10 protein-coding genes and 1 pseudogene are annotated in these 11,552 nt (G+C 69.7%); 5 read left to right on the top strand and 6 right to left on the bottom strand.

The features are described 5' to 3' along the window. On the bottom strand, window positions 1–250 hold a 250-nt coding region (locus tag A9W96_RS15545; protein ID WP_197499532.1), incomplete at its 3' end, for a class I SAM-dependent methyltransferase. Between A9W96_RS15545 and A9W96_RS15550 the strand changes: the two are divergent. Next, window positions 213–530 (top strand): annotated as a pseudogene (locus A9W96_RS15550) (class I SAM-dependent methyltransferase); the annotation flags it as partial. The gene A9W96_RS15545 and the pseudogene A9W96_RS15550 overlap by 38 nt on opposite strands. Here the strand turns inward: A9W96_RS15550 and A9W96_RS15555 are convergent. Both A9W96_RS15555 and A9W96_RS15560 read right to left on the bottom strand, forming a co-directional pair. Then, on the bottom strand, window positions 531–2,543 hold the full coding sequence (locus A9W96_RS15555; RefSeq protein ID WP_067141026.1) for an SDR family oxidoreductase: 2,013 nt from the start codon (window positions 2,541–2,543) through the stop codon (window positions 531–533). Between the two features lie 58 nt (window positions 2,544–2,601). Next, window positions 2,602–3,315 (bottom strand): histidine phosphatase family protein, encoded by a 714-nt coding sequence (locus A9W96_RS15560; protein WP_066872147.1) that lies wholly within the window; start codon window positions 3,313–3,315, stop codon window positions 2,602–2,604. A 151-nt stretch (window positions 3,316–3,466) separates the two neighbouring features. Between A9W96_RS15560 and A9W96_RS15565 the strand changes: the two genes are divergently transcribed. Continuing rightward, a complete protein-coding gene (locus A9W96_RS15565) occupies window positions 3,467–4,339 on the top strand; it encodes a MaoC family dehydratase (RefSeq protein ID WP_067024697.1) in 873 nt (290 codons plus the stop codon). Between the two features lie 15 nt (window positions 4,340–4,354). On the opposite strand, the gene otsB is transcribed toward A9W96_RS15565, so the two are convergent. Both otsB and A9W96_RS15575 read right to left on the bottom strand, forming a co-directional pair. Further along, the gene (otsB, locus tag A9W96_RS15570; RefSeq protein ID WP_067141029.1) at window positions 4,355–5,494 is read right to left on the bottom strand and encodes a trehalose-phosphatase; all 1,140 of its coding nucleotides are present in this window, start codon (window positions 5,492–5,494) and stop codon (window positions 4,355–4,357) included. A 51-nt stretch (window positions 5,495–5,545) separates the two neighbouring features. After that, window positions 5,546–6,886 (bottom strand): wax ester/triacylglycerol synthase domain-containing protein, encoded by a 1,341-nt coding sequence (locus A9W96_RS15575; protein WP_067141032.1) that lies wholly within the window; start codon window positions 6,884–6,886, stop codon window positions 5,546–5,548. A gap of 170 nt (window positions 6,887–7,056) precedes the next feature. Here A9W96_RS15575 and A9W96_RS15580 point away from each other — a divergent pair, with 170 nt between their 5' ends. After that, the gene (locus A9W96_RS15580) at window positions 7,057–10,350 is read left to right on the top strand and encodes an error-prone DNA polymerase (protein ID WP_067141035.1); all 3,294 of its coding nucleotides are present in this window, start codon (window positions 7,057–7,059) and stop codon (window positions 10,348–10,350) included. Between the two features lie 84 nt (window positions 10,351–10,434). Beyond that, the gene (locus A9W96_RS15585) at window positions 10,435–10,788 is read left to right on the top strand and encodes a hypothetical protein (RefSeq protein WP_066872160.1); all 354 of its coding nucleotides are present in this window, start codon (window positions 10,435–10,437) and stop codon (window positions 10,786–10,788) included. Between the two features lie 16 nt (window positions 10,789–10,804). Here A9W96_RS15585 and A9W96_RS15590 read toward each other — a convergent pair whose 3' ends face one another. Beyond that, entirely contained in the window at window positions 10,805–11,221 is a 417-nt protein-coding gene (locus A9W96_RS15590) for a TIGR03667 family PPOX class F420-dependent oxidoreductase (protein ID WP_066872193.1), read from the bottom strand. A gap of 22 nt (window positions 11,222–11,243) precedes the next feature. Between A9W96_RS15590 and A9W96_RS15595 the strand changes: the two genes are divergently transcribed. After that, a partial coding sequence (locus A9W96_RS15595; RefSeq protein WP_197499531.1) for a nitroreductase family protein occupies window positions 11,244–11,552 on the top strand: 309 nt, incomplete at its 3' end.

Consider the following 11,552-nt stretch of genomic DNA (forward strand, 5'->3'; position numbering starts at 1 on the left):
TCGACGGCAGCCGTCCGCCCGGGAAGATCTCGGTGACAATGAATTTGATGAACCGGGCGAACGTGAACGAGATCGGCATGCCGCGCTCGACCATCTCCGTCGGGTGCAGCCCGGTGATGGTGTGCAGCAGCATGATCCCGTCGTCGGGCAGCAGGTCGTGCGCCAGAGTGAAGAACGCGTCGTAGCGTTCGTGCCCGAAGTGCTCGAAGGCGCCGATCTCGTTCACGTTCGCCCGGTTCATCAAATTCATTGTCACCGAGATCTTCCCGGGCGGACGGCTGCCGTCGATCCCGATGGTGCAGGAGCGCGCCACCGCGAACGGCTTCACGGTGACCCGCGTGCAGTCGTTGCAGCCGCACTATGCCAAGACGCTCGACATCTGGGCCGCCGGGCTTGAGTCGCACAAGGACGAGGCCATCGCGCTGCAGTCCGAGGAGGTCTACGAGCGGTACATGAAGTACCTGACCGGTTGCGCCGACGCGTTCCGCGTCGGCTACATCGACGTCAACCAGTTCACGCTGCAGAAGTGACTACCAGTGCACGCCGGGCACCAGGCGGACCAGCCGCTTGACCGGACGCGGTGTGCGGATGCTGCGGGTGACGGCGCGCACCGGCCGGCTGGGCTTGCGCCGCGGGCCGCGCGCGGCGGGCGCCGGGGCCGGTTGGGCGGTCAGCCCGCGTGCCGCCGCCGAGTCGGGATAGCCCAGGTAGAGCTGGTGCAGGACCCGCCGCGACGTCCGCGGGGCGAAGTAGTTGCCGGCCTCGGCGAGCGTCCCCAGCGGGGTGTCGATGCGGGCCGGCTTTTCCACCAGCCCGCGCACCACCATCGCCGCCGCCCGCTCGGGGCTGATCGCCGGCACCGGGTTGAGCCGGTGCGACGGCACGATCATGGGCGTGCGCACCAACGGCATATGGATGTTGGTGAAGGTGATGTGGTCCGACAGCACCTCCGAACCCACCACGTCGGAGAACGCGTCCAGCGCCGCCTTGGACGGCAGGTACGAGCTGTACTTGGGATTGCGGGCCTGCACACCGGCGCTCGACACGTTGACGACGTGGCCGAATCGGCGCTCGCGCCAATGGGGTAGCAGCGCCAGCACCATCCGGACCGCGCCGAAGTAGTTGACCGCCATCACCCGCTCGTAGTCGTGTAGCCGGTCGGTCGAATTGACCACCGAGCGGCGGATGGACCGGCCGGCGTTGTTCACCAGGTAGTCGACGTGGTCGAACCGGCCCAGGATGTCCTTGACGGTGTGTTCCACCGACGCCGAATCGGTGACATCACACGTAAAGGCATGGGCGGCACCACCATTGGCGCGGATCTCGGCCACCAGCGAATCCAGCGCCGCGCCGTTGCGGGCCAGCGCGAACACGCTGGCGCCCCGCTCGGCGATCGCGATGGCCGCCGCCCGGCCGATGCCACTGGACGCGCCGGTGATGATGACGTGGCGACCCTGCAACGGTCCCCGCGGATCGTCGCGGCGCGCCCGATCCGGATCGAGGTGCTCCGCCCAGTGCCGCCACAGCTTGGGCGCGTAGCCGGCGAACTCGGGAACAGTTATCCCGGTGTCCCGCAACGCATCTCGTGTCTTCTCATTGACGAAGGTGGGCGCCAGGTCCACGACGTCGAGCACCTCGGCGGGGATGCCGAGCTGGGTGGCCGCCATGTTGCGCACCACCCGGGCGCGCCCGCGCACCTTGAGCACGGGGGCGGCCACCGCACGGGGCAGTGAACCGCGCAGCGGCGGCAGCCCGGCCGCCTTGGCCACGCCGCGGTAGATGCCACGCAGGCCGATGGTCTTCTCGGCGGTCAGGTGGAACGTCTGCTGATCGCGGCCGTCGGCGTGCATCAGCGCGACCAGCGCGTCGACGACGTAGTCCACCGGCACGAGGTTGGTGCGGCCGGTGTCGGGCAGCAGGATCGGGGTCAGCTTGGGTAGGACCGCCAACTTGGCCAGCACGCCGAAGAAGTAATACGGGCCGTCCACCTTGTCCATCTCGCCGGTGCGCGAATCGCCCACCACCACCGCGGGGCGGTAGATGCGATGACGCAGACCCGGCGCCGAGCGCACCAGCAGCTCGGCCTCGAACTTGGTCTGGTGATAGGGCGTCGGCAGCTGCTGGCCCACGTCGAAGTCGTCCTCGGTGTATTCGCCGGCGAAATCGCCCGCCACCGCGATCGACGACACGTGGTGCAACGTCGCGTCCAACCGCTGCGCCAGCGCGATCACCGCGCGGGTGCCCTCGACGTTGCTGGCCCGCTGTTCGGGTTCGCCGGCGGTGATGTCGTAGATCGCCGCACAGTGCACGACGTGATCGACCCGGCCCAGCTCGGCGAGCGCCTCGTCGCTCAGATCCAGTTCCGGCAGCGCACCGACCAGGGGTTTCACCCGTTCACCCCACGCCGCCGCGAGCCGCTCGAAACGGCCCAGCGACTGGCGTCGGACCAGCACCCACACCTGCGCCTCGGGCTCCGATTCCAGAAGGCGAGACACGACGCGGCGACCAATAAACCCGGTACCGCCGGTAACGACATACCGCATGAAGACATGGTGGCGGTGGCAGCCGCGCACGTCAACTGCCGATCTTGTGCGGTGGCGTTTAGCTGTGGAAGTCGCGAATCCCGTCCCAGTCGACCAGCGTCCAGCCGGTCATCGGGTTCCCGCTGATCACCACCCGTCCCGTGTTCGGAATCGGGTGGCTGTCCATCAGGCTGTCCTTGGCGTTCTGGGCGTTCAGCAGCGTCCACACCATGATCGAGTTCCGGTGCGAGAACACCACCGGGTTGCGGTGCCCGCTGTTGTAGATCTTGTTGATCGCCGCGGTGAACTGGTCGTTGAACTCCTTGCCGCTGACCGAGCCGGGGATGCTGTCGGACACGTCGCCGTTGATCCAGTTCGCCGGCGCCAGCATGTACGTCGACTTGGCCATCGACTCGGGTTTGCCGTTGAACCAGCCGGCGTCGATCTCCTGGATGCCGGGTAGCACCTCCACCTGTTTGCCGAGTTCGGCGGCCAGCGGAGCGGCGGTCTGCTGCGTCCGGATCATGGTGGAGGCGTAGACGGCGTCGTAGTCCTTGCGGCCGAGTTGGTGCGCGACCTGTTCGGCCTGTCCCTTGCCCTCCGGGGTCAGGCCGGGGCCCGGCACCCCGGTGTCGATGACGCCGCTGGCGTTGGCCTCGGACTGGGCGTGCCGGATGAACGTCACCGTGATGGACCGCGCCTGCGGTGAGCCGCCGCAGCCGGCGACGATCATCGTGGCGGTGAGCGCGGCGAGCGCGACGCCGGCCTTGCGGATCATGCTGCGCTTGGGCATGTCGATAGCCTGCCCTGTCGACGGCTCCGCTGGGAAGGGTTTGCGTTGCTTTGTTACCGCGCGGCCCCGGGGAGAGGGCCTTGATCATGCCCTCGTTTCGCCGGATGCCAGAGTGGACCCAGGATCCCTACCCAACGATCAGGAGACTTCCATGGCGATTGATCCGAGTGCCGTCGGCGCGGTCACCGAACCCATGCAGTTCGAATGGACCGATCGGGACACGCTGCTCTACGCGCTCGGCGTCGGCGCCGGGGTCGACGACCTGGCATTCACCACCGAGAACAGCCACGACATCGACCAGCAGGTGCTGCCGACCTACGCGGTGATCTGCTGCCCGGCCTTCGGCGCGGCGGGCCTGGTCGGAAAGTTCAACTGGGCCATGCTGTTACACGGATCGCAGAGCATCCGGCTGCACGCGCCGCTGCCGCCCGCCGGAAAACTCTCGGTGGTGTCGGAGGTCGCCGACATCCAGGACAAGGGTGAGGGTAAGAACGCGATCCTGGTGCTGCGCGGCCGGGGCACCGAACCGGATTCCGGGAAGTTGATCGCCGAGACGCTCACCACCTTGGTCATCCGGGGCGAGGGCGGCTTCGGCGGCATGCCGGGTCAGCGACCGATCGCACCCGAATTCCCCGACCGCGAGCCGGACGCCCGGATCGCGCTGCCCACCCGTGAGGACCAGGCGCTGATCTACCGGCTCTCCGGGGACCGCAACCCGCTGCACAGCGACCCGTGGTTCGCGCGCGAGCTGGCCGGCTTCCCCAAGCCGATCCTGCACGGGCTGTGCACCTACGGGGTGTCGGGTCGCGCGCTGGTCGCCGAGCTCGGCGGCGGCGTCGCGGCCAACATCACCTCGATCGCCTCGCGCTTCACCTCGCCGGTGTTCCCCGGCGAGACGCTGACCACGCTGATCTGGCGCACCGAGCCGGGCAAGGCGGTGTTCCGCACCGAGGCCTCCGGAACCGACGGTGCCGACGCGCGGGTGGTGCTCGACGACGGCGCGGTGGAATACGCCGCGCCCTGATGGGGGCGACCGCCGCTAGCCGCTGAGCTGATCGGCCAGCCGGTCGGTGAACTCGGCGGCCCGCGCGGGACTGTCGAGCGCGAACAGCGCGGCGGTGGCGCGGTCGCCGTCGTCGCCGTGCCGCACCAGGATCGGCACGCCGTCCGCGCGCACCGCGTCGAACGCGTCCTCGTCGGTGATGTCGTCGCCGAGGTAGACCGGCGTGAGCGCACCGGAGCCGGCCCGGTGCAGGTGATCGATCACCCAGCGCAGCGTTTTGCCCTTGTCCCAGTCCAGGTCTGGGCGCAGCTCGATCACCTCGCGGCCGGTGGTGACCCGAAGCCCGTCGCGGCGGCCAGCGGCGCGCACCGCCGCCAGCACCTCGCCGACGCGGTCGCGGGCGGCGTTGCGGTAGTGCGCGGCGACCCCGAATCGCTTGTGCTCCACCACGACGCCGGCGATCCCGCCCAGCTCGTCGCGCAGCCGCCCGGCCGCCCCCTCGAGCACCGGGATGGCGGCGGCCGCGGCCTCGTTCTGGTGGTGGGCGCCGTCGGGGGCGGTCAGCTCGAAGCCGTGGCTGCCCGCATACCAGATGCCCGGCACGCCAACGCGTCTGGCCACGTCGGCCAGGTCGCGGCCGGACAGCACCGCGACCGGGCACCGCGCGGCCAGCTTCTCCAACGCCTCGGTGGCCCCGGCGACGGGCCGCGCCGCATCCGGGTCGTCGACGATGTCCGACAGCGTGCCGTCGAAGTCGAAGAACACGGCCGGGCGCCGGGAGGCCAGCCCATCGGCCAAGGCCCGCAACGCATCCGGCAGTTGCGACATCCGGCGGTCCCCGGTGCGCACGGTGACCTCGTCCAGGTCGGCGACCACCGCGTCGGCCCCGGCATCCTCCAGCGCGCCACGCCCGGCCGGGTCGAGGCCGATCACCAGCGCGAACCCGGCGGCGCGCGCGGCCTCGACGCCCGCGGCGTCCCCGGCGACCACCACGCAACGGCCGGGGCGCACCCGCAGCCGGTCGGCCGTCCGCGCCGGGCCGTCGGCGCTTACCGCGGCGCCCACCCCGATTTCGCGCAGTTGCGCGGCCAACGACGAGCCGAGCGCGCCGTCGGCGTCGAACAGCACCGCGTCATGGCGGCGCGGGTCGATGACGGCCCGCCCCAACTTGCCCATGACCAACCTTCTCACGGTGGCCGGCGCCCCCGGGGCCGGGTCAGGGCCGGGTCAGTGCCGGGCGCGCCCCGGCGCCGACGGATGCGTCGGCGGTACCGGGCGGGCGACCCGGCGCGGGGAACGCTTGCGGGTGAACAGCAGCACGGAATCGTCGCCGAGGGCCACCAGGCGCGCCATGCCCAGCTCGATGCCGGCGGCCAGCTGCTTGACGTCGAACGCGTCGCCGTGTTCGGCGGTGATCCCGAAGACCAGTTCGTCGCCGTAGCTCAGCACCGCGACGCCGGTGTGCAGCGCCGTGGCGGTCGGGGGGATCGGCAGCAGCCGTTCCAGCGTCTGGCCCATCACCCGAAGCCGGCGGCGCGGCCCGGGCACGTTGGTGGCCAGCGTGACGATGGCCCGCTGCGGCACGCGGGAGAGCAGCTGTAAGACATTGCTGCGCAACACCTTCGGCAGCAAGCCGAGCACCGACTCCGCGATGCCCAGGGGCTGGACGGCCTGCTTGGCCTGCCACCGGGTGTGCACGGTCTGCAACCGCCGCACCGGGTCGTCGTGTTCGACCGGCAGGTGCGAGAGCATGGCCGAGCGGACCGGCAGCGGCACCAGGGCGCGCAGCGAGTCGGCCCGCGGTTGTTCGCCGCGGCCGATCAGCGCCGTGCGGAATCCTTCGGTGATGGCGGCCAGCGCGACGTCGTTGGCGCTCACCCCGAACTTGCGGCAGACGCTGTCGACGTCGGCGATCGGCACCCGCACGGTGCTGTAGCGCCGCAGCGTGCTCACCGCGTCGGTGCGCACGACCGGCCACAGCGTGTCGATCAGGGCGCCGGTCAGGTTGCCGGTGGCCAACGAGGCGCGCCACAGCGCGTCCGCCCAGCCCGGTTTGGCGGATGTGGATGGCGAAACCTGCTTGCCCGCGGCATTGTTGGCGAAGGTGTCGGCGTCGGCGTCGTCGCAGAGCCTGCTGATCAGCCGGGCGGCCGGGTTGCCGTCGAGCAGCCCGTGATGGGTTTTCATCAGGATCGCCCATCGGTTGCCCGTCAGGCCCTCGATGATCCAGCACTCCCACGGTGGCCGGTCGGAATCCAGCGGCCGCTCCAGCGCGTAGGCGATGGCCCGGGACAGCTCAGCCTCGTCGCCCGGGCGGGGAATCGCCACCCGGCGCAAGTGGTGGGCCAGGTCGAAGTCCGGGCAGTCGATCCACTCCTGATTGCGCGGCTGGGCCCGCAGCAGCTGAGTGCATCGCGCGATGGGCTGGATACGTTCCGCCAGAAGGCTTTTGAGCCGCTCGTAATCGGGCGCGGTGCCGTCGACGATGGCGACCGCCCCGACCGCCAGGCTGGCGTGCTGATCCGGATCGTGGGCCTGCAGGAATGCCGTGTCCAGTGTCTGCGCCATGCTGCCCCCGGCCGTGTCCGCTTTTTTGAACTTGTACCAGTATCTGTGGAGCTCGTGATCCGCGGTAGTGCCCGCAGCGTTAAGACCTTGTTTAGGAGTTGACGATCGGTTTAACAACGGTTGTACTGGGCCGAGGTTAAATCGAACACCAGTTCGATATACTCGCATCCGTGGGCTGGTTCAACGGGCCGCCGAGCTGGGCGGAAATGGAGCGGGTGCTCGATAGCAAGCCGCGCCATGCCGGGGAGTCGGCGGGCCCGGAATCCGACGGCCCGCTGTCGCGCCGGCGCGCGACGTATCGGCCGCCGGATGACGGCCGGGCGTCCCGCTCGTCCGTCGCCTATGCCGAACTGCATGCGCATTCGGCGTTCAGCTTCTTGGACGGGGCGAGCACGCCCGAGGAACTGGTCGAGGAGGCGGCCCGGCTGGACCTGCGCGCCCTGGCGCTCACCGATCACGACGGCCTGTACGGGGCGGTGCGGTTCGCCGAAGCGGCGGCCGAGCTCGACATGCGCACCGTGTTCGGCGCCGAACTGTCGCTGGGCCCGGGCGCGCGCACCGAGGTGCCGGACCCGCCCGGCCCGCACCTGCTGGTGCTGGCCCGTGGTACGGAGGGTTACCGGAGGTTGTCGCGGCAACTGGCCGCGGCGCACCTGGCCGGCGGCGAGAAGGGCAAGCCCCGTTACGATTTCGACGCGCTGACCGAGGCCGCCGGCGGACACTGGCACATCCTGACGGGCTGTCGCAAAGGCCATGTGCGCCAAGCGCTTTCCGAGGGGGGCCCATCCGCGGCCGAGCGGGCGCTGGCCGACCTGGTGGACCGCTTCGGTGCGCACCGGGTCAGCATCGAGCTCACCCATCACGGTCAACCGCTCGACGACGAACGCAACGCCGCGCTGGCCGCGCTGGCCCCACGCTTCGGGGTGGGCGTCGTCGCCACCACCGGCGCGCATTTCGCGGGGCCGTCGCGGCGCCGGCTGGCCATGGCGATGGGCGCCATCCGGGCGCGGGAGTCCCTGGATTCGGCCGCCGGGTGGCTGGCCCCGCTGGGCGGTTCGCACCTGCGCTCCGGGGAGGAGATGGCCCGGCTGTTCGCGCAGGTGCCTTTTGGGGGCCCCGACGTGGTGACCGCGGCCGCCGAGCTGGGCGAGCAGTGCGCGTTCGGGCTGGCGCTCATCGCGCCGCAGCTGCCGCCGTTCGACGTGCCCGCCGGGCACACCGAGGACAGCTGGCTGCGGCAGCTGACCATGGCCGGGGCGCGCCGGCGCTATGGGTCGGCCGAGCAGGCGCCGCGCGCCTATGCCCAGATCGAGCACGAACTCAAAGTCATTGCCCACCTGACGTTTCCGGGTTACTTCCTGGTGGTGCACGACATCGCCCGGTTCTGCCGGGAGAACAACATCCTGTGCCAGGGGAGGGGATCGGCGGCCAACTCCGCGGTCTGTTACGCCCTCGGTGTCACCGCCGTCGACCCGGTGGCCAATGAGCTGCTGTTCGAGCGCTTCCTGTCGCCGGCCCGCGACGGGCCGCCCGACATCGACATGGACATCGAGTCCGACCAGCGCGAAAAGGTCATCCAGTACGTCTACGACAAATACGGCCGCGACTACGCCGCCCAGGTCGCCAACGTCATCACCTACCGGGGAAAGATCGCGGTGCGCGACATGGCCCGCGCCCTGGGCTTCTCGCAGGGCCAGCAGGACGCGTGGAGCAAGCAGATCAACCACTGGAACGGGCTCGCCGACGCACCCGATGTCGAGGGCATTCCCGAACCGGTGGTCGATCTGGCGAACCAGATCCGCAACCTGCCGCGGCACATGGGCATTCATTCCGGCGGCATGGTGATCTGCGACCGGCCGATCGCCGACGTGTGCCCGGTGGAGTGGGCGCGCATGGAGAACCGCAGCGTCCTGCAGTGGGACAAAGACGACTGTGCGGCAATCGGTTTGGTGAAGTTCGACCTGCTCGGGCTGGGGATGCTGTCGGCGCTGCACTATGCCATCGACCTGGTGGCCGAGCACAAGGGGATCGAGGTGGACCTGGCCCGCCTCGACCTCTCCGAGCCGGCGGTATACGAGATGCTGGCCCGCGCCGATTCCGTCGGCGTGTTCCAGGTGGAGTCACGCGCGCAGATGGCCACCCTGCCGCGGCTGAAGCCGCGGGTGTTCTACGACCTGGTGGTGGAGGTCGCGCTGATCCGTCCCGGCCCCATCCAGGGCGGGTCGGTGCATCCCTACATCCGGCGGCGCAACGGGGAGGCGCCGGTGGTCTACGACCACCCGTCCATGGAGCCGGCGCTGCGAAAGACGTTGGGAGTGCCGCTCTTTCAGGAGCAGCTGATGCAGCTCGCGGTCGACTGCGCGGGTTTCTCGGCCGCCGAGGCCGATCAGTTGCGCCGCGCCATGGGGTCCAAGCGCTCGACCGAACGCATGCGACGGCTGCGCGGCCGATTCTACGAGGGCATGCGCGCGCTGCACGGCGCCAGCGACGAGGTGATCGACCGCACCTACGAAAAGCTGGAGGCCTTCGCCAATTTCGGCTTCCCGGAAAGCCATGCGCTGAGCTTCGCGTCGCTGGTCTTCTACTCGTCGTGGTTCAAGCTGCACCACCCGGCGGCGTTCTGCGCGGCGCTGCTGCGCGCCCAGCCGATGGGGTTCTACTCGCCGCAGTCGCTGGTGGCCGATGCGCGCCGGCACGGCGTGACGGTGCACGGCGCGTGCGTCAACGCCAGCCTGGCGCACGCCACGCTGGAGAACGCCGGAACCGAGGTGCGGTTGGGGCTGGGCGCGGTCCGCCATATCGGCGACGACCTGGCCGAGCGGCTGGTCGAGGAGCGAAAAGCCAACGGCCCGTTCGCTTCCCTGCTGGACCTGACGGCACGGCTGCAGTTGAGCGTGCCGCAGACCGAGGCGCTGGCGACGGCCGGGGCTTTTGGTTGCTTCGGCATGTCCCGGCGCGAGGGGTTGTGGGCCGCCGGGGCGGCGGCCACCCAGCGGCCGGGCCGGTTGCCCGGGGTGGGATCGTCCTCGCACATCCCCGCGCTGCCCGGGATGAGCGAGCTGGAGCTGGCCGCCGCCGACGTGTGGGCCACCGGGGTCTCCCCGGACAGCTACCCGACGCAGTTCCTGCGGGCCGACCTGGACGCGATGGGGGTGGTGCCCGCCGAGAAGCTGGGCTCGGTGCCCGACGGCGACCGGGTGCTGATCGCCGGCGCGGTCACCCATCGGCAGCGGCCCGGCACGGCGCAGGGGGTCACGTTCATCAACCTCGAGGACGAGACCGGGATGGTCAACGTGCTCTGCGCGCCGTGGGTGTGGGCGCGGCATCGCAAGCTGGCGAACTCGGCGCCGGCGCTGCTGGTGCGCGGGCAGGTCCAGAACGCCAGCGGCGCGATCACCGTCGTCGCCGAGCGGCTGGGCCGCATCACCCTGGCGGTGGGGTCGAAGTCCCGCGACTTTCGCTAGGAATTACCCTCGCCATCGCTTGGAATCGGCTGTAAATGACCCGTTGCGTGGAATCGGCAGTAACGATTCACCGTTGCTTTCAACATGAGATTCAAGGCTGCGGGCCATGGCGCCGCGATACTGAGTTGTGCTGCAGCGCTTGTCTTTTCTGCCCCGGTCGCCGGCGCCGACCCGCCCGGGCCGGCCGACCCGCACCAGCCGGACATCACGAAGGGCTTCTGCCCGGGCGATCGATGGGGTTACGGCAAGTTGGCCGTCTGTGATGGCGACAAGTATCCCGACGGGTCGTATTGGCACCAGTGGATGAAAACCTGGTTGACCGGACCTCAGTTCTATTACGACTGCGTCAGCGGCGACGAGCCTCTTCCGGCGCCGCCACCGCCCGGCGGCTGCGACGGGGCGATTCCGCGCGATGCGCCGCCCCCACCCACAAACTGACCTCTCAGGACGACGACTAACCGCCCGGCGTCGTCCAGACCCGGCTCGGGGTAATCGCCAGCCGGGTGCTGAATGCATCCATCGACATGCCCTCGTTCGACTCCAATTGCTCGGCAAGCTCACGGTATTTCGCCCAGTACGGTTCGTCGTTCCGGCAATTGACGTCGGTGGCATCGATGGTGGCCGTCCCGCCGATGACGATGATGCCGCCACCGCTTCCGTCCGAATCAAGGTTGAGGCTGACTTGGGGGTGCGCCTTGACGTGGGCGACCTTGGCGGCCTGCGGCAACGTGTACACCGTCAGCTTGGTGCCGTCGAAGTAGAACCAGACCAGCCGGGGAACCGGCTGACCCGATTTGGCGACGGTGGTCAGCCAGCCGAAGTTGTCTGACCGCAGCCTGTTGGAAACCTCTTGTGTCAGTTCGACGCTCATCAGCCGAATGTAACCTCCAAGCATGACCCTGAATCTGTCCGTCGACGAACTGCTTACCACCACCCGCTCGGTCCGCAAGCGTCTCGACTTCGACAAGCCGGTGGGCCGCGACGTGCTGACGGAATGCCTCGAACTGGCGCTGCAGGCGCCCACCGGTTCCAATTCGCAAGGCTGGCAATGGGTGTTCGTCGAGGACGCCGAGAAGAAGAAGGCGATCGCCGACGTCTACCTGGCCAACGCCCGCGGCTACCTCAGCGCCCCGGGGGCCGAATACCCCGAAGGCGACACGCGGGGCGAGCGGATGGGCGCGGTCCGCGATTCCGCGACCTAC

The sequence above is a fragment of the Mycobacterium sp. 1245852.3 genome, assembly GCF_001669335.1.
Lineage (GTDB): Bacteria > Actinomycetota > Actinomycetes > Mycobacteriales > Mycobacteriaceae > Mycobacterium > Mycobacterium europaeum_A.